Source organism: Saccharothrix sp. (assembly GCF_031180885.1).
Lineage (GTDB): Bacteria > Actinomycetota > Actinomycetes > Mycobacteriales > Pseudonocardiaceae > Actinosynnema.
On sequence record NZ_JAPSLK010000043.1, the window covers coordinates 21,665 to 43,310 of the forward strand.

Here is a 21,646-nt window from a genome sequence, read left to right on the forward strand (position 1 = left end):
GGCGGTGGGTTCTTCGTTGTTGTTGTCGATCTGGCGAAGGGTTTTCGTTCGGGGTGCACAAGAAAGCCGTCGTCAACGCGGGTGTCGGCAAGGGGCGGCCGGTGGGACCGGTGGGTTCTCCGCCAACCGGCGGACGGCGGAGACGAACTTCGTCGCGGCGTTGGCGCAGGCTGAGTCGGCGATGGAGATCTTCTACCGGCAGGGGCACGGGCACCTGGTGTTGGTGTCGTCGGTGAGTGCGCTGCCGGGGTTGCCTCGGTCGGCGACGGCGTATGCGGCGACCAAGGCGGGGGTGCCGGCGCTGGAGGAGGGTATTCGGGCGGACACGGTGGGGACGCCGATCAGGGTGAGTGTGATCTTGCCCGGTTACATCCGCACCGAGATGAATGCGCAGCTGCGTGCGCCGCTGATGGTGGACACGGTGGTGGGGGTGCGGGCGATGGTGCGGGCGATCGAGCGGGAGGTGCCGAGGGCGCTGGTGCCCTGGTGGCCGTGGCGGGTGTTGGCTCCGGTGATCCGGCATGCGCCGTTGCGGGTGCTTCGGCGGGTGCTCTGAGCTGCGGAAAGCAACAAAACGGGGGTGCGCGGGCTTCTAGTGGCGATCGGTGGTGGCCGGTTGGGTGCCGCCACGCTACTGGGGAGTGTGCATGAACCGCAGATCGAGGCGGTGGGCGGCGGTCCTGGCGGCCGGCGCCGTAGTGGTGGCCGGCGCGCCGGGCGCGTGGGCGGGGCCGGGTGCGATGGCCGGGCCGGGTGGGTTGGCCGGGCCGGGCGCGTTGGCTGCGGCGGGCATGTGGGCTGGGCCGGGCGCGTGGGCCGGGGCGGGGCGATCGGCTCCGCCGGGTGGGTTGGCTGGGCCGGGCGCGGGGGCTGAACCAGGGGCGTTGACTGGGCCGGATGCGGTGGTGGCGCCTGGGGTGTGGCCTCCGGCCCCCGGTTCCATTCTCTCACGGGGTACCGACAAAACCGGGCGGCCGGATGGCGAGGTCACGTTGGTGACCGGTGATCGGGTCAGCCTGCGGGAAGGGCGGGTGTCCGTGGTGCCGGGGCCCGGCCGGGCCGGGGTCGGGTTCGGGGTGCGGACCGATGTCGACGGCAGTGTGCACGTGACGCCGAACGACGTCGTGGCCGACATCGGCGCGGACCGGCTCGACGCCGGCCTCTTCAACGTCTCCGCGCTGATCCGGTACGGCTACGACGACGCCCGGACCGACAAGACACCGCTGATCATGACCTCCGCCGACACCGCCCGGATCGCCGGCGGCAAGGCGCTGGCCAGCGTGGACGGGGTGGCGTTCGAGGCGGACAAGAAGGTGCCGTTCTGGGGCAACCGGGCGGCCGGCGTGGGCAAGGTGTGGCTGGACGTGCCCGTCCACGCCGCGCTCGACCGCAGCGTCCCGCAGGTCGGCGCGCCGGAGGCGTGGCAGGCCGGCCACACCGGGGCCGGGGCGAAGGTCGCCGTGCTGGACACCGGCATCGACGTCACGCACCCCGACCTCGCGGACGCGGTCGTGGACGCCGCGGTCTTCGCGGACAGCGACAGCACCGACGACCGCAAGGGTCACGGCACGCACGTCGCCGCCACCATCACCGGTTCCGGCCCGTACCGGGGCGTCGCGCCGGACGCGAAGCTGCTCAACGCCAAGGTGCTCGACGACAACGGCCGCGGCAAGTCGTCCGACGCCATCGCGGGCATGGAGTGGGCCGTCGCGGCGGGCGCGGACGTGGTCAACATGAGCTTCGGGTCGTCGCAGGCGAGCGACGGCACGGACCCGTTGTCCCAGGCGGTCAACCGGCTCACCGCGGCGAGCGGCGCGCTGTTCGTCGTGTCGGCGGGCAACAGCGGTCCGGGGGAGCAGACCCTCAGCACGCCGGCGGTGGCGGACGCGGCGCTGACCGTCGGCGCGGTGAACCGTGACGACGCGCTGGCCGAGTTCTCCTCGCGAGGCCCGCGCGTGGGCGACAGCGCGATCAAGCCCGACATCACCGCGCCCGGCGTCGACATCGTCGCGGCCAAGGCCCGCAACGGCCACATCGGCACTCCGGTCGGCGAGAACCACGTCGCGCTCTCCGGCACCTCGATGGCCGCGCCGCACGTGGCCGGCGCGGCGGCGATCCTGGCCGCGCAGCACCCGGACTGGTCCGCCGACCGGATCAAGGCCGCGCTGACCGCGACCGCCACGCCCAACCCGGCGGTCGCCACGCACCACCAGGGCACCGGCCGGCTGGACGTGGCCCGCGCCAGCCGCCAGACCACCACGGTGAGCGCCGCGAACCTCAACTTCGGTGTCGCCCAGTGGCCGCACCACGACGACGCGCCGCTCACCCGGACCGTCACCTACGCCAACGACGGCGCCACCCCGGTGACCCTGCGCTTCACCGCCGACGTGGGCGGCCCGGACGGCGCTCCCGCCCCGGCGGGCCTGGTCACCACGTCCCCGGCGGAGGTCACGATCCCGGCCGGCGGCCGGAGCGACGTCGTCATCACGGCCACCACGTCCCTGAACGCGCCGGACGGCGGTTACAGCGGGATCGTGCTGGCCACCGGCGACGGCGTCGAGCTGCGCACCGCGCTGTCGTTCGTCAAGGAAGTCGAGAGCTACACCGTCAAGCTCACCACGACCGACCACAGTGGACAGCCGTCGCCCTACTTCTACCACCGCTTCGTCGACCTGGACCAGCCACGCCGGTTCAGCGACTTCGACGCGGACGAGGCCGCCGTGCGCCTGCCCCGGGGCCGCTACTTCTTCGACTCCTCGATCATCACCAACCTGGACGGCGTCTGGTGGAGCACGAGGTTCGCCGAGCCGGCCCTGATCGTCGACAAGGACCACCACCTGGACCTGGACGCGGCCCTGGGCCGCGAGAACTCCATCACCGTGGAACGCCCGAACGCCCACCCCGGCCGCACCGACATGCTGATGGAGATCAAGACCTCCTACGGCTACACCAACAGCGGTGACTTCGGCCAGGACTTCGAACGCCACCTGTGGGTACCTTCACGCACTTCCCTGCCCGGCTCCGCGCGGTACGCGGTCACGGCGACGCTAGCCCAGCCCGACGGCAAGGGCGGCTTCGAGGGAAGTCCGTACCAGTACAACGTCTTCTGGACCCATGACGGCCGCGTGCCGGAGGACCTGCACCGCGCGTTCGCCGACCGCGACCTGGCCCGCGTGGACACCGTGTCCGCCGCCCAGGCCCCGGACAAGAAGGGCTACCGCGAGTACCTGGCCGGCGGACCGCTGCCACTGCGGGTGGCCGAGTACTTCTCGCCGGAAGTCCCGTGGTTCAACCACTTCTCGCAGATGCGCATGGAGGAGGGCTACCGCGAGACCAGCCTGCTCGAAACCCGGAACCGCCGGTACACGGCCGGCACGACCAAGACGGAGCGCTGGAACGCGGCCGTGTTCGGGCCCGCCCTGCCCGCCACCGAGCGCCCCGACACGTGGGCCGGTCGCCAGGCCGACGTGATGGCGTTCGGCATCCCCATGTACACCGACCAGAGCGACACCCGCTACGGCCACTCCGAGGTGACCAAGGCCCGCACGGAGCTGTACAAGGACGGCGTGCGCATCGGCGGCATCGACACCGACGGCGCCGGCCTGGCCCGCGTGCCCGCCGACAAGGGGACGTACACGCTGACCGTCGACACGGCCCGGTCCGGGGTGTCGGACCTGTCCACGCAGATCAACGCCAAGTGGACGTTCATCTCCGAGCACGTCCCCGGCGACCCGGTCGCCCTACCCCTCCACGTGGTCCGCTTCGCCCCCCACCTCGACGACCAGAACCGGGCCCGGGCCGGCACGCCGTTCGCCATCCCGATCTACGCCCAACGCAACGGCGGCGCACCCACCGACGGCGTGGAGACCACGGAGGTCCACGTCTCCTACGACGACGGCAAGTCCTGGCAGCCCGCCCGCGTGGCCAAGATCGGCAAGCGCTGGCTGGCCTTCGTCAACCACCCGGCCGACGCCCGGTACGTGTCCCTCAAGGCGAAGTCGCACGACAACGCGGGCAACGCCTTCGAACAAACCGTCATCCGCGCCTACGGCCTGAAGTAGTGGTGGCTCGGGGCGAGGCTCACCCGATCTCGGGAACCTCGCCCCGATCCTCCTTGTCCTCACCCCGCCGCCGCAGGAACGTGAAGCCCGGGATGCCCAGGATCGCCTGCCGCACGTCGTTGGTCACCTCCAACAGTTGGTGGATGTCCGGCCCAACCCGATCCAAAGTGGACAGTATCGGCAGGATGTCGTTCATCAGGTGCTTGGTCAGCACGGGCAACTGGTCGACCAGCTCGATCGCCGCGTCCACCTCGTGCGGCGACAACTCGTCGACGAACCGCGACGCCAACGGGTGCGCGCGCTGCGCCAGGGGCGCGTAGTTGTCCATCAACTCACGAGACGTCCGGGCCGTCTGCCCCGCATCCTCCGTGACCCGCTCAGCCGCAGCAGTCACCGCCTCGGCCCGCACCATGAGCGCCTCGGTCCCCTGAACCGCCGCCCCGGCCCGATCCACCAGCGCCTCGGTCTCGTCCAGCACCCGCTCGGTCCGCGACACCAGCTCATCGGCCCGCCGCACCACCTGCTCGGCCGCCTCCAACAAACCCAACACCCGCCCCGGCACCGACACCGCCGTCTCCACGGCAGAACGCGCCAACCCGAACACCCCGCGCGGCGAAAGCTCCATACCCCCACTCTGCCGCACCGCCGAACCGGAGGCTCCCTGAAACGCCGCTCGAGTGCTTGAAGCAAATAGTCTGCTTCCTATACAGTCAGGCCCGCCACCGCCTTGGATCTCCCCTCCCTGCACCCAGGGGAGACGACCAGGAGGTAGACGCATGCCCAGGAAAACCCTGACAGTCCTCGCCGCCGTCGCCGCCCTCCTTGCCCTGGCACCCCCTGCTCAAGCCCAGGTCGAATCCGGCCCGTGGACGTCCTACTCCCCAACGTTCTCCGTCCAGGAACGCGGCTGCGGCGACGTGTCCGACCTGACCTTCCGCCTCACCTGCTCCACCGCCTCCGGCGACCAGCGCGCCGAACGCCGCTACGCCACCCACACCGGCGGGACCAGGCAGTTCGAGGGTTCCTTCCGCATCACCAGCATGGGCGGCACGCGGATCAGCCTCAAGCAGACCTTCCGCGACGGGTCCGACGCCGGCCCGTACTTCATGCTCGCCGTCGAACGAGGCGGACGGCTCTACGCGGTGCACGGCGGCACAACGATCGCCAGTGGCGCGATCGTCGGCACCACCGTGCGCGTGAACACCGTCCACGCGATCGGCAACGCCCACCGCACGTACATCAACGGATCGTTGCGGCACACGGTGTCCAGCACGAGCGGCAGCTACTACGACAAGTTCGGCGCCTACCGCACCGCGAGCGGCCAAGGCCCGGTCACCGTGGTCTGGAGCGGCATCCGGTTCTGGCGCAAGTGACGCAGTTGAAACGACTTTTGATCCCGCTGGTGCTCCTGACCTCATGCGCGACCCAGGAGCCCAGCGGCCTCACCGCCACCCTCACCTCGTCCACCGACGTCACCCTGTCCTGGCGTCCAACCCCCGACGCCGCAGGTCAAGCCGTCGAATACGCCCACGACCCCAACGGCGACTATACCGTCCTCCAGTTCGCCTCACCCGACACGAACACCTACACCCACCCCGACCTGATCCCGCAAACCCCGTTCTACTACCGCATCCGTCCCTACTACGGCCCAGCATCCGCCGAAGAGGACGTCACCCTCCCACCCGGCGACGAAGTGTCCACAGAGGATGGACACGAGTGGGCCGCACCCCAAAAAGGAAACACCGGCACCCACCCTGCCCGCTCACCCGCCGCCAAGCCCACCAACTTCACCGCGACCGTCAAACACGCCAACGGAATCCTGTTCACCTGGACCGACAACGCCCAAGGCGAACACGGCTACCTCCTGGAAGTCCGCCCCCACAACACCCACACCTTCCAAGTCGCCGCCGCACTGGACCCCGACACCCACTCGTTCGGCCTGATCACCCTCCCCACCGAGAAAACCGCCACCTACCGCGTCCGTCCCTACACCTACGGGGAACCCACCAACACCGCCCACCAACGAACCGGCGGCTAAGCCAACGCCAAATCCACCCCGGCCTCGACGTGACTCCGGGTCGAGTCGACCAACGGCACCGCGCAGTCGGACTGGTCCACCAGCAACGTGATCTCCGTGCACCCCAGGATCACCGCCTCCGCCCCGCGCTCCACCAGCCGCGCCATGACCTCGCGGTACCGCTCGCGCGACGCGGGCTCGATCCGGTTCCGGGTCAACTCCTGGTAGATCACGTCGTGGACCAGCGTCCGGTCCGGCTCGTCGGGCACGATCACCTCGATGCCGTGCTCGGCCATGCGGTCCCGGTAGAAGTCCTGCTCCATTGTGAACCGCGTGCCGAGCAATCCAACTCGCCGACTGCCCAGCCGCTGCGCCGTCGCGTCCACGATGTGCACGAACGGCACGCTCACCGCATCCGCGACAGCCCCCGCGACCTTGTGCATCGTGTTGGTGCACAACAGGATCAACTCCGCGCCGGCCTTCTCCAGCGTCCGCGCGGCGTCGGCGAGCAGCACACCGGCCCGCTCCCACTGCCCGGTCCGCTGCAACTGCTCGATCTCCGCGAAGTCCACGGTCAGCAGCAGGCTGGGCGCGCAGTGGTGCCCGCCCAGCCGGCGCCGGGTCTCCTCGTTGAGCAGCCGGTAGTACTCCGCCGACGACTCCCAGCTCATGCCGCCGATCAGCCCGATGGTCCGCATGCGGCCCACTCTGACCGGCCGGTCCACCCCGGGCAACCGGATTTGACCCTCTCCATCGGGAGGTACCGGACGGCTGAGACCCGCGTCACGGTCGTGCATCCGACCGACCCCGGGAGCGCCCATGAAACTGGCCAAGATCATCGCGGTGAGCAGTTCCGGCTCCGCCATCGAGTGGTACGACTTCTTCATCTACGGCACGGCGGCGGCGCTGATCTTCAACAAGCTGTTCTTCCCGACCGCCGACCCGCTCGCCGGCACGCTGCTGGCGTTCAGCACGTTCGCGGTCGGCTTCGCGGCCCGGCCGCTGGGCGGGGTGCTGTTCGGCCACCTCGGCGACAAGGTCGGCCGCAAGGCCGCGCTGGTCACGGCCCTGTTCCTGATGGGCGGCTCGACGACGGTCATCGGGCTGCTGCCGACCTACGAGAGCATCGGCGTGTCGGCCCCGATCGCACTGGTCGTGCTGCGGCTGGCACAGGGCGTGGCGGTCGGCGGGCAGTGGGGCGGGGCGGTGCTCATCGCGACCGAGAACGCCCCGCCGCACCGGCGCGGGCTGTACGGGAGCTTCGCGCAACTCGGGGTGCCGGTCGGGCTGGTGCTGTCGACGCTGGTGTTCCTGGGGACGTCGTCGTGGCTGACCGAGGCGCAGTTCGCGGCGTGGGGCTGGCGGCTGCCGTTCCTGTTCTCCATCGCGTTGATCCTGGTCGCCCTCTACGCGCAGTTCCGCCTGGAGGAGACGGTGGCGATGCGCGAGGTCAAAAAGGAAGGCACGGCGTCCTCGCCGGTGCTGGAGGTCCTGCGCAAGCACCCCGGCAACATCGCCCTCGCGGCCGGTGCGGTGATCGTCGTCGGGGCCGGGTTCTACCTGTTCGCGACCTACCTGCTCTCGTACGGGACGACCGTGCTGGGGATGCCCCGCTCGACCATGCTCAACGCCGTGATGTGGGGTGCGGTGGCGCAGGTGCCGGCGCTGCTGGTGTTCGCGCACCTGTCGGACCGGATCGGGCGGCGGCCGGTGTACCTGTTCGGGGCGGTGACCACGGGGCTGTGGGTGTTTCCGGCGTTCTTGCTGGTCAACACCCGTTCGCCGGGGTTGGTGGTGATCGCGGTGGTGGTCGCCCTGGTGCTGTTCGCGGCCATGTACGGGCCGCAGGCGGCGTTCTTCTCGGAGCTGTTCACGGCGAGGCTGCGGTACTCGGGGGCGTCGCTGGGCTACCAGGTGGGCGTGATGCTCGGCGGGGCGTTCACGCCGATCATCGCCACCTGGCTGTACTCGCAGTACCGCTCGTTCGTGCCGGTGGCGTTGTTTCTGCTGGTCACAGCCCTGGTGTCGTGCGCGTGCGTGGTCAAGCTGACCGCCGAGAAGGCCCGCGAACTCGTCCCGCAGCCCGCCTGAGCCCCACCGTTGACCGGTCGCGAGGCCGCCGTCGGCTTGTCGCGTCGCCTTTCCGACGGTCACGCTTTTCGATCGGCGGGAAAGGCGACGTGACGAGCCGACCCTCCGGGCGGCCTCGCCTCGACGCGGAGGCGGCGCAATTCAACACAGTTGACCGGTCAAGAACACTAGCGTGGCGCAGACCGGAGGCCGATGTGGACGACGACGACGTTTTCGAACTGCTCGCGGAGCTGGACGCGCTGGAGCGGGCCCGTGACGAGCGGGTGAGCCTGCTCGACACGCGGGCCGTCCTGCGTGGGCTCGCCGACCGGATCCGCGCGCAGTTCGGGTTCGACGTCAGCCTCATCGGCCTGGTGGAGGGCCGGGACCTGGTGCTGCGGCTGTGGTCGGGCACCCGCGACTCCCGCCTGCACGACCTGCCGGTGCCCATCGGGCTCGGGGTCGGCGGGCGGGTCGCGGCGGCCGGCAGCCCGATCGTGGTGCCGAACTACTACCGCTCGAACCGGATCACGCACGACTTCGACGCGCACGTCCGGGCCGAGGGGCTGGGCAGCATGGCCGCCGTGCCGGTGCGGACCGGGGAGGTCCGGGGCGTGCTGTACGGGGCCGTGCGGGGGGAGGCCGAGGTGGGGGACGACGCGGTCGACGGGTTGCGCAGGCTCGCGCGGCTCGCCGGGCTCGCGGTGGACGTGGCGGACGGCGCGGTGACGCTGGCCGACACGGCCGTGGTGGAGGAGCGGCGGCGGCTGGCCGCGTCGCTGCACGACAGCGTGGGGGCGATGCTGTTCGGCGTCGGCTCGTCGGTGCGGCGGCTGCGGGAGCAGGCCGTGCCGGGCGTGGACGACCAGTTGGAGCGCATCGAGCAGCAGCTGGCGGCTGCGGGCATGGCGTTGCGGGAGTCCATCTCGCGGCTGCGCGTGGGCTCCGACCGGGACCCGGTGCGGCTGACCGCCGACATCGCCGAGTCCGTGCACGCGTTCAGCCAGCGCTCCGGCGTGGCCGCGAGCTTCGTGCCGGTGGGCGGGAGCCCCCGGCTCGACCCCGCGCGGGCCGCGCTGGTCAAGCGGGTGGTGGACGAGGGCCTGCTCAACGTGGAGAAGCACGCCCGCGCCCGGTCGGTCGTGGTCACGCTGGCGGTGTCCGACCGGCTCACCGTCGCGGTCCTGGACGACGGCGTCGGCATCCAAGAGCAGGCCGCCGGCACGGGCGCGGGACTGCCCGCCCTGCGCCGCCAGGTCGAGCGCACGGGCGGCACGCTGAGCCTGCTCAACACCGACGAGGGCGGCGCGGTGCTGCGCTGCGAGCTGCCGGCACCCTCTCCATCCGGAGAGGTCGCGCTCGTGTGACCTGGGGTACGTTCCGGTGATGGCGCACCTGAGCTACTCGTCGGGCACCTCGGACGTGCCGCTGCTGGGCGACACCATCGCCGTCAACTTCGACCGCGCGGTGGCCGCGCACGGCGACCGGGAGGCGCTGGTCGACCGGACCACCGGCCGGCGGTGGACGTACCGGCAGCTGCGCGACGAGGTCGACGCCGTCGCCGCGGGCCTGCACCACAGCGGTGTCCGGGTCGGCGACCGGGTCGGCATCTGGTCGCCCAACCGCGCCGAGTGGGTGGTGGTCCAGTACGCGACGGCCCGCATCGGCGCGATCCTGGTCAACATCAACCCCGCCTACCGGGTGCACGAGCTGGAGTACGTGCTCAACCAGTCCGGCATCCGCACGCTCGTCGCCGCCCGGTCGTTCAAGACCTCCGACTACGCCGGGATGATCGAGCAGGTCCGCCCGAAGTGCCCGAACCTGGAGCAGGTCGTCCTGCTGGACACTCCACAGTGGACCGACCTGCACTCGGGCGACCACCCGGCGTGGCCGGAGCTGTCCGCCGACGACCCGATCAACATCCAGTACACGTCCGGCACGACCGGGTTCCCCAAGGGCGCCACCCTGTCCCACCACAACATCCTCAACAACGGCTTCTTCGTCGGGGAACTGTTGGGGTACACCGAAAACGACCGCATTTGCGTCCCCGTCCCGTTCTACCACTGCTTCGGGATGGTCATGGGCAACCTGGCCGCCACCTCGCACGGCGCCACGGTCGTCATTCCGGCACCCGCGTTCGACCCGGCCGCGACCCTGCGGGCGGTGGCCGAGGAGCGGTGCACGTCCCTCTACGGCGTGCCGACGATGTTCATCGCCGAACTGGCCGACCCGGACTTCGACTCCTACGACCTCTCCTCCCTGCGCACCGGCATCATGGCGGGCTCGCCGTGCCCGGTGGAGGTGATGAAGCAGGTGGTGGAGCGGATGGGGATGCGGGAGGTGTCCATCGCCTACGGCATGACCGAGACTTCACCGGTCTCCACCCAGACCCGCCACGACGACTCGCTGGACCGCCGGGTCTCGACCGTCGGCCGGGTCATGCCGCACCTGGAGGTCAAGGTCGTCGACCCGGAGACCGGCCGCACGGTGCCCCGCGGCACCCCGGGCGAACTGCGCACCCGCGGCTACTCGGTGATGCTGGGCTACTGGAACGAGCCCGACAAGACCGCCGAGGCCATCGACAGGGCCCGCTGGATGCACACCGGCGACCTGGCGGTCATGGACGACGAGGGCTACCTCAACATCACCGGCCGCATCAAGGACATGGTCATCCGCGGCGGCGAGAACCTGTACCCGCGCGAGATCGAGGAATTCCTGTACACGCACCCGGACATCCTTGACGCACAGGTGATCGGCGTGCCGGACGTCAAGTACGGCGAGGAACTCATGGCCTGGGTCCGCCTGCGCCCGGACGCCGAGCCGCTGACCGCCGAGGCGCTCAAGGAGTTCTGCGCGGGGAAGCTGGCCCACCACAAGGTCCCGCGGTACGTGCACGTGGTGGAGGAGTTCCCGATGACGGTCACCGGGAAGGTGCGCAAGGTGGAGATGCGCAAGCGGGCGGTGGAAATCCTCGGCCTGGCCGACGCGGACGCCGTGGAGCACGCTTGAGGATCCTGGTCGTGGACGACCACCCCGTCGTGTGCGACGGGGTGCGGTCGCTGGTGGCGTCGACACCGGACATCGAGGTGGTCGGCTCGGCGCGGTCCGCCCGCGACGCCATCACCCGAACCCGTGCGCTGCGACCGGATCTGGTCCTGCTGGACCTGCGCCTGCCCGACATGCTCGGCAGCGAGGCCCTGCCGCGCATCACCGCCGCCGCGCCCGCCGCGAAGGTCGTCATCTTCACCGCCTACGACGACCACGCCGCCCTGTCGGCCGCCCTGCACGCCGGCGCGCACGGGTGCCTGCTCAAGGACGTGACGGACACGGACCTGGTGGCGCAGCTGCGCCGGATCGGGGCCGGGGTGCGGGTGATCGACCCGCGGCTCCGGGAGTCGAGCGGGACGTTGTTGCAGGCCAGGCTGTTCCGGCTGTCGTTGAGCCGACGGGAGTACGAGGTCGTGCGGCTGGCGGCCACCGGGCGGACGAACCCGGAGATCGCCGAAGAACTCGGTCTGACCCGCAACACGGTCAAGACCTACCTCCAGACAGCGATGCAGAAGTTGGGCGCGCGCAACCGCGTCGAGGCCGTGCGGCGGGCGCAGGAGGAGCAGCTTCTCTGACGCGGTGGCCGGGTGGTGACGGTGGCACTGAATGGCCACCAGCGGGGATCTGCTCTGGTAGACCCGGACTCCCTGTTCTCCACCCTGCGCGAAAGGGATCTCATGATCCGCCAAGTGCTCCGCGGAGTCCTGCCGCCCACAGCCCTGCTCGCCGCCGTCCTCTCCGCCACCACCGCCGAAGCCGCTGCGCCCTGCACCCCGTTCGACGGCCCGGGGGAGTGGCGGAGCTGCCTCGACGTCTCCGTCCACCTGGCCGAAGCACCCGCGCTGGGCCGTGAAGCCCGGCTGGACATCGACCTCCGCACCACCCTGAACCAGTCAGACGTCCAGCTCGACGTCTCCCTCCCCGCCGGCCTCGAATGGGTGCAAACCCCCGCCGGTCTGACCTCCCACACCGTCGCCTCCGCCGCGCCAACTGACCGGGGCCGAGCGCACCACGCGACGGGCACCTCCCACGTCGTCGAAGACACTCCTCTGCGACTGACCGGCAGAGTCCGTGCGGTGGCTGAGGGTGCCGCCCAGATCCAAGTCGTGGCACGGGCGGGGGTCGAGTCGGACCGGGGGAGTGCGTTCCTCACCGTTGGCGCACAACGGTCCCAGCACGGCATCGCCGTGTCCGAAGGCACCACCCGCGCCGCAGCGACCCCCACCTCCGCCCACCCCCACCTGCGCCACAAGCCCGCCGGTGACGTGGCCGCCACGCTCGGAACCGCCTGCGCGACCGGCACCTGGGGCTACGTCGACCACGACGGGATCGCCCGGATCTCCCCGAACGCCAAGGTGTGGGCCTACGACGACGACACGAGCGGCCCGGACGACCTGCTCGCCACCGGGCTCACCGACGCCAACGGCCAGTTCCGCCTGTGCTACGAGAACACCGACGAGGACGGCAGCGGCCAGGACGTCTACGTCCGCGTCGCCACCGAGAACGCGCACTGGATCATCCGCAACGGCCGCAGCCGCAAGCCCTACTCGTTCTACACCGACGTCGTCCCCAACGCGGGCGCGGCGGTGGAGTTCGGGACGGTCCGGCCGGCCGACCCGGCGATGATGCGGGGCGTGGAAGCGTTCGACACGATGAACGCGGCCTGGAACTGGACGCCCGGCGCGTGCTGGGACGCCCGGGACACGACCTGCCGCCAAGGCAAGATCAACTGGGCGCCGGACTCGACGGACGGCACCTACTACTCGTTGCAGGAGAACGCCGTCCACCTCGCCGCCGAGGACCCGGACTCGAACATCCTGGTGCTGCACGAGTTCGGCCACGCCATCATGGACGACGTCTACGAGGACGACTTCCCGCCCGCGCCGAACTGCTCGCCGCACTACATCACCAAGACCAGCTCCACCGGCTGCGCGTGGACCGAGGGCTTCGCGACCTGGTACGGCGTCGCGGTGCTGGGCGACCCGACGTTCCGCTGGCCCGGCGGGCGCACGCTGGACCTGGAAGGCCCGACCTGGGGCACGCCGAACTGGGACAACGGGGACGCGGTCGAGGGCCGCGTGCTCGGCGCGATGATCGACCTCTACGACACCGCCAACGAACCGGGTGACACCTGCGCGGAGAACCCGGCCGGCCCGCTGTGGACGACCTTCCTGGGCCACGTCTCCGACACGTTCCGCCAGTTCTGGGCGCACCGCGCGGCCGACGGCTACGACGTGGGGCCGAACGCGTTGAGCTGCCTGTACCACAACACGATCGACTACTAGGACCAACGGGTGGACGGGCACATCGCGCGGGCGGTGTGCCCGCTGTTAGCTTCGCACGTCATGGCGAACGCGAAGGTCGGCGAGGCCTTGCGGCGGCTCGGGGTGAGCGCCGGCGCGGTCGCCGTGTACCTGGAACTGCTGGACAACGGCCCCCTGCCGCTGCACCGCCTGGACCGCGCGGCCTACGCCGAACTGGTCGACGCCGGACTGGCGTGCGCGGCCACCGACGCCGACGACACCGCCGCGCCGCTGCCGCCCGCGACCGGGCTGGAGATCCTGAGCCGGCACCGGGCCGCCGAGCTGGACGAGGCGCGGGTCGCGGTGGCCGGGGCGTTCGAGGCGTTCCGGCGGCTGCGGTTGGCGCAGTACAACGACGACCTGGTCGAGGTGGTGACCGGCGAGGCGATCGGGCCGCGGCTGCGGCAGGTGTGGGTCAGCGCGCGGGCGGAGATCCGGCAGTTCGACTCGCCGCCGTACTTCCCGATCGCCACCGCCACCGAGGACTCCCTGTCCACGCTCAAGCGCGGTGTCACGCAACGGGTCGTGTACTCGCGGGAGTCGTTGCGCCACCCCGGGTACCTCGCCGAGTGCATCGAACCGTGCGTGCGGGCGGGGGAGCAGGCCCGGGTGCTGCCGTCGGTGCCGGTGAAGCTGGTGGTGGTCGACGACGCGTGCGCGCTGGTGTCGTTGTCCATCAAGGAAGCCGACGTGCACAACACCATGCTCGTGGTGCGGCCGTGCGGGCTGTTCTCGGCGTTGGTGGCGTTGTTCGAGCAGGCGTGGCGGGAGGCGCTGCCGATCCTGTCCACCGACCCGCCGCCGCCGCGCCTGCTGCCCGCCGACCGCCGGCTGCTGGCCCTGCTCGCGGCCGGCGTGCCGGACGGGGACGTGGCGCGGGAACTCGGGATCAGCCGCCGCACCCTGTTCCGCCGCATCGAGGTGCTGATGACCCGGCTCGGCGCGGCCACCCGGTTCCAGCTCGCCCTGCACGCCCAGCGGCGCGGGTGGCTGTGACCCGGCACGATGGGGTCCGTGGACCTCGACGAGTTCCTTGCCCTGGCCGACGACCTCCTGCGCATCCCCTCGACCGCCGACCGGCCCGCGGACCTGCTGCGCGCCCTGGACTTCGTGCTCGACCTGCTCGGGGACCTGACGGTGGAGCGGTTCGAGTCGAACGGCAAACCCAGCGCGCTGGTGTACCGGGGGAGTGCGCGGCCCGACTTCCGGGTGCTGTTCAACGCCCACCTCGACGTCGTCCCGGCCGCGCCCGAGCAGTTCGCGCCGGTGCGCGTCGGGAACCGGCTGCACGCGCGGGGCGCGCAGGACATGAAGCTGTCCGCGCTGGTGCTGGCCCTGGTGTTCCGGGACGTGCCGACACCGTTCCCGGTCGGGCTCCAGCTGGTCACGGACGAGGAGGTCGGCGGTCGGGACGGCACGCTGCACCAGCTGGAGCAGGGTGTCACCGGACGGTTCGTGGTGATCGGCGAGCACAGCGCGTTGCGGCTGGTCACCGAGTCGAAAGGGCTGGTCGACGCGCGCGTGTCGGTCAAGGGCCGGGCCGCCCACAGCGCGTACCCGTGGCTGGGGGACAACGCCCTGGTCAAGCTCATGCGGTCGCTGGACGCCCTGCTGGCCGCCTACCCGCCCGCCACCGAGGAGGCCTGGCGGACGACGGTCAACATCGCCCGCGTCGAGACCACCAACACCGCGCTCAACCAGATCCCGGCCGACGCGTCCGCGTGGCTGGACATCCGGTTCCCGCCCGAGGACACCGACTTCCGCGACCCGGCCCAGGTCGCCGCCCACCTGGCCGCGCTGACCGGCGCGGAGGTCGAGGTGCCCCACGTCGAGCCGCCGCACCGGGCCGATCCGGACAGCCTCGACGTGCGGACCCTCCGGCGGGCCGCCCGTGACCAGGGGTTCAGCGGGGACCTGCTGCGCAAGCACGGCGCGGCGGACTCCCGGTTCTACCACCAGCGCGGCATCGACGCGGTGATCTTCGGCATCGGCGGTGACGGTCAGCACGGTCCGGACGAGTACGCCGACTTGACCACCGTCGTGCCCTACCACGCCGCGCTGACCGCATATCTGAAAGCTCTGCCGAACGGGTGACGCCCATGACTACGCTGGGATGTCAGGACGAGAGATGAGGACGGCATGACCCCGTTACCGAGCGCCACCCTGGTCCCCACGCCCACCGGCGCGGACCTGGTGCTGACCCGCACGTTCCGCGCGCACGTGGAGGACGTGTGGGCGAGCGTGACCGACCCCGAGCGCACCGCGGCCTGGTTCGGCCCCTGGGAGGGCGACGCCGCGCCGGGCCGCCGGATCAAGGTGCAGATGGCCTTCGAGGAGGGCCGGCCCTGGATGGAGACCCGGATCGACGCCTGCGCCGCGCCGCTGCGCCTGGCCGTGTCGACCATCGACTCCTACGGCGTGTGGAAGCTCGAACTCCTGCTGTCCGAAGTGGACGGTGAGACCCGGCTGAAGCTGGTGCACCACCTGAAGTCCACCGAGGGCATCGGCGAGATCGGCCCAGGCTGGGAGTACTACCTGGACCGCCTCGCCGCCGCCCGCGCCGGGCGACCGGCCCCCGACTTCGACGACTACTACCCCTCCCAGAAGGCCTACTTCGAGTCCTTGGCGCCACTGGCTCAGGACACGGAAGCCTCCTCGGCGAACTGAGTCCGGTACAGCTCCTCGTACCGGCCTCCCGCCGCCAGCAGGTCGGCGTGCGTGCCGCGCTCCACGATCCGGCCGCCCTCCACCACCAGGATCTGGTCGGCGGCGCGGATCGTGGACAGCCGGTGCGCGATGACCACGGCGGTGCGGCCGTCCAGCGCCTCGGCCAGTGCCGCCTGCACCGCCGCCTCGGACGTCGAGTCCAGGTGCGCGGTGGCCTCGTCCAGGATGACCACGCGCGGTCGGGCCAGCAGCAGTCGCGCGATGGTCAGCCGCTGCCGCTCACCACCCGACAGCCGGTAGCCGCGCTCGCCGACGACCGTGTCCAGGCCGTCGGGCAGCGACTCGACCAGGTCGGCCAGCCGCGCCCGGCGCAGCACGTCCCACACCTCCTCGTCGGTCGCCTCCGGCCGCGCCAGCAGCAGGTTCTCCCGGATCGACTCGTGGAACAGGTGCCCGTCCTGGGTGACCATGCCCAGGGTGTCGCGGATCGCCGACAGCGACAGGTCGCGAACGTCCACACCGGACAATCGAACCGCACCCTTGTCCACGTCATAAAGGCGCGGCAACAGGGAGGCGATGGTCGACTTGCCCGCGCCCGACGACCCGACCAGCGCCACCAGCTGCCCCGGTTCGGCGCGGAAGGACACGTCGTGCAGCACGTCCACCCCGCCCCGGGTGTCCAGCACGGCGACCTCCTCCAGCGACGCCAGCGACACCTTGTCCGCCGACGGGTAGGCGAACCCGACCCCGTCGAACTCCACCGACACCGGCCCGTCCGGCACGGTCCGCGCGTCCGGCTTCTCCTCGATCAGCGGCTTGAGGTCGAGCACCTCGAACACCCGCTCGAAGCTCACCAGCGCGCTCATCACCTCGACCCGCGCGCTGGCCAGGGCGGTCAGCGGCGCGTACAGGCGGGTCAGCAGCAGCGCCAGCGCCACCACCGAACCCGGGTCCAGCTCGCCGCGCAGGGCGTAGAAGCCGCCCAGGCCGTAGACCAGCGCCAACGCCAGCGCCGAGACCAGCGTCAACGCGGTGAGGAACACGGTCTGCACCATCGCCGAGCGCACGCCGATGTCCCGCACCCGCCGCGCCCGCACCGCGAACTCCGCCGACTCCCGGCTGGGCCGGCCGAACAGCTTCACCAGCGTCGCGCCCGGCGCGGAGAACCGCTCGGTCATCTGGGTGCTCATGGTGGCGTTGTGGTTCGCGGCCTCCCGCTCCAGCCGGGCCAGGCGCGTGCCCATCCGGCGGGCCGGCAGGACGAACACCGGGAGCAGGACCAGGGCCAGCAGCGTGATCTGCCACGACAGGCCCACCATCACGGCGAACGTCAGCGCCAGCGTGACCAGGTTGCCCACGACGCTGGACAGCGTGTCGCTGAACGCCCGCTGCGCGCCGATGACGTCGTTGTTGAGCCGGGACACCAGCGCGCCGGTCCGCGTCCGCGTGAAGAACGCGATCGGCATGCGTTGGACGTGGTCGAAGACGGTGGTGCGCAGGTCGAAGATGAGGTCTTCCCCGATGCTCGCCGACAGCCACCGGGCGAGCAGCCCCAGCGCCGCCTCCGCGACCGCGATGCCCGCGATGATCCCGGCCAGGCCCAGCACCACCTCGTAGGACGAGCCGTGCACGATGGCGTCCACGATCCGTCCGGCCAGCACGGGCGTCACGACCGCGAGCACCGCCACGACGACGCTGACCACCAGGTACTGCGTGAGCCGGGTCTTGTGGGGCCGGGCGAACGACCAGATGCGCTTCAAGGTCGCCTTGGAGAAGGGCTTCTTGTCGTTCTGCGCGTTGGTCATGTGGTACAGCGACATCCACGCGGTGACTTCCATGTCCATGGCCGAGAACGTAAGACCTGGAGTTGGGTGGAGGTCAAGGCGAATTGCGCACGGGGCGGTAGTCCGGGAAGGTCACGGTGTTGGCGATCTTCTGGAGGTCGCCGAAGATCTTGGTGCCGCCGGGGACGTGCGGGACGATCCGCAGCGTCAGGTCCCGCATCCTGATGAACATGCGGCTCTTGGGCGGCAGCCCGTCCATGCCGCCGAACGCGAACTTCTGGCACTTGTCGACGTACTCCCGCATCCGCTCCTCGTAGCGGCGGAACTCGATGACGTGGTCGGGTGCGGTGGCCAGTTCGCCGGCCAGCAGGTACGCGCCGGCCAGGGCCATGCTGGTGCCGTTGCCCGCCATGGGGGAGGCGCAGAACGCGGCGTCGCCGAGCAGGGCGATCCGGCCACGTGACCAGGAGCCCAGGCGGACCTGGCACAGGCGGTCGAAGTAAGAAGTCGTCGGCGGTGCGCAGGTCTTGGAGCAGTCGTGGCACCTCCCAGCCCTCGCCGACGCAAGTCCGCGCCATCAGGTCGCGCTGGAAGGCGTCGTCGCGGCGCCGCGCGGATCTCGTCCAGCACGCCCATGCGGTCCATGACCTCGCGGGCGGTGCCCTGGATGTCCACGGCCTGGCCGCCGGGGCGGGGCGCGGGGGCGCGTTCGACGACGGTGGTGGTGAGGCCGTGGTGGCGCAGCCAGTGGGCGAGGGCGTGGCCGGCGATGCTCGCGCCGGAGATCAGTACGGTGCTCATGTGTACGCCGTACATAGGTGTACTGGCTGGTCAATTGCTGCTTGGTGCACTAGTGCACTAGTGCGGGAGGTGGTCATGGTCTACGAACGGATCGCGGGCGAGATCCGGCAGCGCATCGCTCGGGGCGAGCTGCGCCCCGGTGACCGGGTGCCGTCCACGCGGGAGATCACCGCGCGGTGGGGGGTGGCGATGGCGACGGCCACCAAGGTGCTGGCCGCGCTGCGCGAGGAGGGCCTGGTGCACGCGGTGGCCGGTGTGGGCACCGTCGTGTCGCAGCCCGGTTTTACGACACCGCCCGTGGTGAAGGACGATCTGACCGCCGACGCGGTGGTGCGAACCGCTTTGGCCATCGCCGACTCCGAGGGCTTGGCCGCGCTGTCCATGCGCCGCATCGCCACGCGGTTGGGCGTGGCCGCGATGTCGCTGTACCGGCACGTCCCCGGCAAGGACGAACTGGTGGTGCGCATGATCGACACCGCGTTCGGCGCGGTGCCGCTGCCCCCGGCGTCGGGCGGGTGGCGTGACCGGCTGGAGGCGGTGGCACGGCTGGAGTGGGGCCTGTTCAGCCGGCACCCGTGGCTGGCCGGCGCGATCTCGATGACCCGCCCGACGCTGCTGCCGAACGCCGTCGCGCACACCGAGTGGATCATGCAGGCTCTCGACGGACAGGGCCTGACCGCCGAGGAGGCGTTGCACGCGGCGGTGACCCTGTTCGGTTTCGTGCGCGGTGTCGCGGTGAACCTGGAGCACGAGGCGGAGCAGCGGCAGCACACCGGCATCACCGAGGACGAGTGGAGGGCGCGGCAGGCCGGTGCCATGCGGTCGCTGGTGGCGTCCGGCCGGTTCCCGATGTTCTCCCGGGTGGTGGGTTCGGAGGTGGACATGGACCTGGGGACGCTGTTCGAGTTCGGCCTCGCGCGAATGCTCGACGGGTTCGGGGAATGGATCAGCGGGCGCGCGACGTTGGGTTGAGGAGTAGGACCCTGAGTGAGGGAGGCACGAGGTGGCGCAGGACCCGGAGGAGCTGTTCGAGGTCGACTCCGACGTCCCGGACCTGACCGGAGCGGTGCTGCTGCACCACTTCGAGGGCTTCATGGACGCCGGCGGCGCGGGCGCGGCCCTGGTCGACCACCTGCTGTCGGTGCACGAACACCGCGTGGTGGCCCGCTTCGACGTGGACGACCTCATCGACTACCGCGCCCGTCGTCCCCCGATGACCTTCGACACCGACCACTGGGAGACCTACGCCACGCCGGAGTTGGTCGTCTACCTGCTGCACGATGCGGTCGGGACCCCGTTCCTGCTGCTCACCGGTCCGGAGCCGGACCGCCGGTGGGAGGCTGTCGTCGCGGCGGTGCGCGCGTTGATCGACCGGTGGGGCGTGCGGTTGGCGGTGAGCTTCCACGGGATCCCGATGGGTGTGCCGCACACGCGGAAGCTGACGGTCATCGCTCATGGCACGCGGCCGGAGCTGGTGGTGGACAAGAGCCCGTTCAGCCGGGTGCAGGTGCCGGGGAACTTGGCGGCGTTGCTGGAGCTGCGGTTGGGCGAGTCCGGCCATGACGCCATGGGCTTTGCGGCCTATGTGCCGCACTACTTGGCGCAGGGGACGTACCCGACTGCGGCTTTGAACCTGCTGGAGGCCCTGACCAAGTCGACGGGCTTGGTGATCCAGGCGGCGCAGCTGCACGAGTCGGCCAGGCGGACGGATGCGGAGATCGCCCGGCAGGTGGCGGAGTCGGAGGAGGTCGCCCAGGTGGTGGCGGCTTTGGAGCGGCAGTACGACGCCTTCACGGAGGCTTCGGAGAACTTGCTGGTGGGGTCGGACGAGCCGCTGCCGAGTGCGGATGAGTTGGGGGCGGAGTTCGAGCGGTTCTTGGCGGAGCAGCAGCGGGATCACTGATATATGTGCTGGTAGGGTGGGGTGTGGCGGGGTTCGGGTGTGATCACCCGATCGTGTGACATGCGAGATCCGCGACTTTCGCCGCCTCGCGCGTCCCGTAGTAGGGAAGAGGTCGCGGCGGCACAACGGCCACCCCAGACCGACCCCACCGCCAGCCCCACCACCGAGCCACCGGGCCGGCCCACACCACTGGCCCACACCACCGGCCCGCACCACCGCACCGCGGGCCTGGGCCGCACCACCGGTCCCACCGCGGGCCGCGCCGCAGCCCGCAGCACCGCCAGCCTGGACCACCGGGCCGCGCCGCTTGGCCCGGAGGATCGGGCCGCACTGGCGCATCGCTGGCCCAGATCACCGCGCCCGCACCGCCGCACCGCCGCACCGCCGCACCGCCGCACCGCCGCGCTGCCGCGCCGCCGGGCCGCCGGGCCGCCGGGCCGCCGCACCGCCGGGCCGCCGCATCGGCGGGTCGGGCCGCCGCGCCGGCCGCCAGCATCACCGGGCCTCACCGCCGGGTCGCTGGGCGTCGTCGCCGGGCCATATCGCTGGCCCGGCACCGCTGGCCGCCTATCGCCAGCCCGGTGGCCTGCCAGCCCGGCCGGTGAAGAGGCACCCGCCGAAGTGCACGGCCGAGGGCTGCGAAACCGCGATCAGTCGCTAGCGAGCGCCGGTTGCCACGGGTCGCGGCCGGCACCGTGGCTGGCTGCCGCGGGTTGCGGCCGGCACCGTGGCTGGCTGCCGCGGGTTGCGGCCGGCACCGTGGCTGGCTGCCGCGGGTTGCGGCCGGCACCGTGGCTGGCTGCCGCGGGTTGCGGCCGGCACCGTGGCTGGCTGCCGCGGGTTGCGGCCGGCGGGTGGCTGGTTGCTGCGGGTTGCGGCTGGCGAAGGGCGGGGCGGTGCGGTGTGTGCGACTGGGGCGGCTGGTTGGCTGGCGTCAGGGGTCAGGGGTCAGGGGTCAGGGGGCGGGGGTGTGGGGCGTCAGGGGGCGCGGG

At 71.3% G+C, this 21,646-nt stretch carries 18 protein-coding genes and 1 pseudogene; 14 read left to right on the forward strand and 5 right to left on the reverse strand.

Annotated elements, in window-relative coordinates:
- The first annotated feature begins 160 nt into the window (after nucleotides 1–160).
- Entirely contained in the window at nucleotides 161–556 is a 396-nt protein-coding gene (locus RIN75_RS32665; protein WP_309115920.1) for an SDR family NAD(P)-dependent oxidoreductase, read from the forward strand.
- Between the two features lie 439 nt (nucleotides 557–995).
- The gene (locus tag RIN75_RS32670) at nucleotides 996–4,061 is read left to right on the forward strand and encodes a S8 family serine peptidase (RefSeq protein WP_309115921.1); all 3,066 of its coding nucleotides are present in this window, start codon (nucleotides 996–998) and stop codon (nucleotides 4,059–4,061) included.
- A gap of 19 nt (nucleotides 4,062–4,080) precedes the next feature.
- Here the strand turns inward: RIN75_RS32670 and RIN75_RS32675 are convergent, their stop codons facing one another.
- A complete protein-coding gene (locus RIN75_RS32675; RefSeq protein WP_309115922.1) occupies nucleotides 4,081–4,686 on the reverse strand; it encodes a hypothetical protein in 606 nt (201 codons plus the stop codon).
- A 151-nt stretch (nucleotides 4,687–4,837) separates the two neighbouring features.
- Between RIN75_RS32675 and RIN75_RS32680 the strand changes: the two genes are divergently transcribed.
- Both RIN75_RS32680 and RIN75_RS32685 read left to right on the forward strand, forming a co-directional pair.
- Nucleotides 4,838–5,434 carry a hypothetical protein gene (locus tag RIN75_RS32680; protein WP_309115923.1) on the forward strand — a complete coding sequence of 199 codons (597 nt, stop codon included), beginning with the start codon at nucleotides 4,838–4,840 and terminating at the stop codon, nucleotides 5,432–5,434.
- Nucleotides 5,431–6,099 carry a fibronectin type III domain-containing protein gene (locus RIN75_RS32685; protein ID WP_375296052.1) on the forward strand — a complete coding sequence of 223 codons (669 nt, stop codon included), beginning with the start codon at nucleotides 5,431–5,433 and terminating at the stop codon, nucleotides 6,097–6,099. The genes RIN75_RS32680 and RIN75_RS32685 overlap by 4 nt, the downstream gene beginning before the upstream one ends.
- Here the strand turns inward: RIN75_RS32685 and RIN75_RS32690 are convergent.
- Nucleotides 6,096–6,776, reverse strand: coding sequence for an aspartate/glutamate racemase family protein (locus RIN75_RS32690; RefSeq protein WP_309115925.1), 681 nt, complete (start codon nucleotides 6,774–6,776; stop codon nucleotides 6,096–6,098). The genes RIN75_RS32685 and RIN75_RS32690 overlap by 4 nt on opposite strands.
- A 121-nt stretch (nucleotides 6,777–6,897) precedes the next feature.
- On the opposite strand from RIN75_RS32690, the gene RIN75_RS32695 reads away from it, so the two are divergent.
- The 8 genes from RIN75_RS32695 to RIN75_RS32730 all read left to right on the forward strand — a co-directional run bounded on the left by RIN75_RS32695 (nucleotide 6,898) and on the right by RIN75_RS32730 (nucleotide 16,166).
- The gene (locus RIN75_RS32695; RefSeq protein ID WP_309115926.1) at nucleotides 6,898–8,169 is read left to right on the forward strand and encodes an MFS transporter; all 1,272 of its coding nucleotides are present in this window, start codon (nucleotides 6,898–6,900) and stop codon (nucleotides 8,167–8,169) included.
- Between the two features lie 194 nt (nucleotides 8,170–8,363).
- Entirely contained in the window at nucleotides 8,364–9,515 is a 1,152-nt protein-coding gene (locus RIN75_RS32700) for a GAF domain-containing protein (RefSeq protein ID WP_309115927.1), read from the forward strand.
- A gap of 19 nt (nucleotides 9,516–9,534) precedes the next feature.
- On the forward strand, nucleotides 9,535–11,157 hold the full coding sequence (locus RIN75_RS32705) for an AMP-binding protein (protein ID WP_309115928.1): 1,623 nt from the start codon (nucleotides 9,535–9,537) through the stop codon (nucleotides 11,155–11,157).
- Complete coding sequence (locus tag RIN75_RS32710) at nucleotides 11,154–11,771, forward strand: response regulator transcription factor (protein ID WP_309115929.1); 618 nt, start codon at nucleotides 11,154–11,156, stop codon at nucleotides 11,769–11,771. Before RIN75_RS32705 ends, RIN75_RS32710 begins: the two co-directional genes overlap by 4 nt.
- A gap of 21 nt (nucleotides 11,772–11,792) precedes the next feature.
- Entirely contained in the window at nucleotides 11,793–13,481 is a 1,689-nt protein-coding gene (locus RIN75_RS32715) for a hypothetical protein (RefSeq protein WP_309115930.1), read from the forward strand.
- Nucleotides 13,482–13,490: 9 nt separating this feature from the next.
- A complete protein-coding gene (locus RIN75_RS32720) occupies nucleotides 13,491–14,495 on the forward strand; it encodes a transcriptional regulator TrmB (protein WP_309115931.1) in 1,005 nt (334 codons plus the stop codon).
- 9 nt (nucleotides 14,496–14,504) lie between these two features.
- Nucleotides 14,505–15,593, forward strand: a complete 1,089-nt coding sequence (locus RIN75_RS32725; protein WP_309115932.1) for a M20 family metallopeptidase — start codon at nucleotides 14,505–14,507, stop codon at nucleotides 15,591–15,593.
- Between the two features lie 45 nt (nucleotides 15,594–15,638).
- Entirely contained in the window at nucleotides 15,639–16,166 is a 528-nt protein-coding gene (locus RIN75_RS32730; RefSeq protein ID WP_309115933.1) for an SRPBCC family protein, read from the forward strand.
- Here RIN75_RS32730 and RIN75_RS32735 read toward each other — a convergent pair.
- From RIN75_RS32735 to RIN75_RS32745, 3 genes and pseudogenes are all read right to left on the reverse strand, one after another.
- Nucleotides 16,136–18,010 (reverse strand): ABC transporter ATP-binding protein, encoded by a 1,875-nt coding sequence (locus RIN75_RS32735; protein ID WP_375296053.1) that lies wholly within the window; start codon nucleotides 18,008–18,010, stop codon nucleotides 16,136–16,138. The genes RIN75_RS32730 and RIN75_RS32735 overlap by 31 nt on opposite strands.
- A gap of 34 nt (nucleotides 18,011–18,044) precedes the next feature.
- Nucleotides 18,045–18,362, reverse strand: coding sequence for a hypothetical protein (locus RIN75_RS32740; RefSeq protein ID WP_375296054.1), 318 nt, complete (start codon nucleotides 18,360–18,362; stop codon nucleotides 18,045–18,047).
- Between the two features lie 248 nt (nucleotides 18,363–18,610).
- Nucleotides 18,611–18,766: pseudogene (locus tag RIN75_RS32745) on the reverse strand (FAD-dependent oxidoreductase); the annotation flags it as partial.
- A 60-nt stretch (nucleotides 18,767–18,826) separates the two neighbouring features.
- Here RIN75_RS32745 and RIN75_RS32750 point away from each other — a divergent pair.
- Together RIN75_RS32750 and RIN75_RS32755 are read left to right on the forward strand one after the other, a co-directional pair.
- On the forward strand, nucleotides 18,827–19,723 hold the full coding sequence (locus tag RIN75_RS32750) for a TetR/AcrR family transcriptional regulator C-terminal domain-containing protein (protein WP_309115934.1): 897 nt from the start codon (nucleotides 18,827–18,829) through the stop codon (nucleotides 19,721–19,723).
- Between the two features lie 31 nt (nucleotides 19,724–19,754).
- Nucleotides 19,755–20,654, forward strand: coding sequence for a PAC2 family protein (locus RIN75_RS32755; RefSeq protein WP_309115935.1), 900 nt, complete (start codon nucleotides 19,755–19,757; stop codon nucleotides 20,652–20,654).
- Nucleotides 20,655–21,646: the final 992 nt, after the last annotated feature.

Coding starts and splice junctions, on each gene's coding strand:
- RIN75_RS32675 (WP_309115922.1), bottom strand. CDS start 4,686: ATGGAGCTTTCGCCGCGCGGGGTGTTCGGGTTGGCGCGTTCTGCCGTG.
- RIN75_RS32680 (WP_309115923.1), top strand. CDS start 4,838: ATGCCCAGGAAAACCCTGACAGTCCTCGCCGCCGTCGCCGCCCTCCTT.
- RIN75_RS32690 (WP_309115925.1), bottom strand. CDS start 6,776: ATGCGGACCATCGGGCTGATCGGCGGCATGAGCTGGGAGTCGTCGGCG.
- RIN75_RS32695 (WP_309115926.1), top strand. CDS start 6,898: ATGAAACTGGCCAAGATCATCGCGGTGAGCAGTTCCGGCTCCGCCATC.
- RIN75_RS32705 (WP_309115928.1), top strand. CDS start 9,535: ATGGCGCACCTGAGCTACTCGTCGGGCACCTCGGACGTGCCGCTGCTG.
- RIN75_RS32725 (WP_309115932.1), top strand. CDS start 14,505: ATGGGGTCCGTGGACCTCGACGAGTTCCTTGCCCTGGCCGACGACCTC.
- RIN75_RS32730 (WP_309115933.1), top strand. CDS start 15,639: ATGACCCCGTTACCGAGCGCCACCCTGGTCCCCACGCCCACCGGCGCG.
- RIN75_RS32735 (WP_375296053.1), bottom strand. CDS start 18,010: ATGGACATGGAAGTCACCGCGTGGATGTCGCTGTACCACATGACCAAC.
- RIN75_RS32740 (WP_375296054.1), bottom strand. CDS start 18,362: ATGGCGGGCAACGGCACCAGCATGGCCCTGGCCGGCGCGTACCTGCTG.
- RIN75_RS32750 (WP_309115934.1), top strand. CDS start 18,827: ATGGTCTACGAACGGATCGCGGGCGAGATCCGGCAGCGCATCGCTCGG.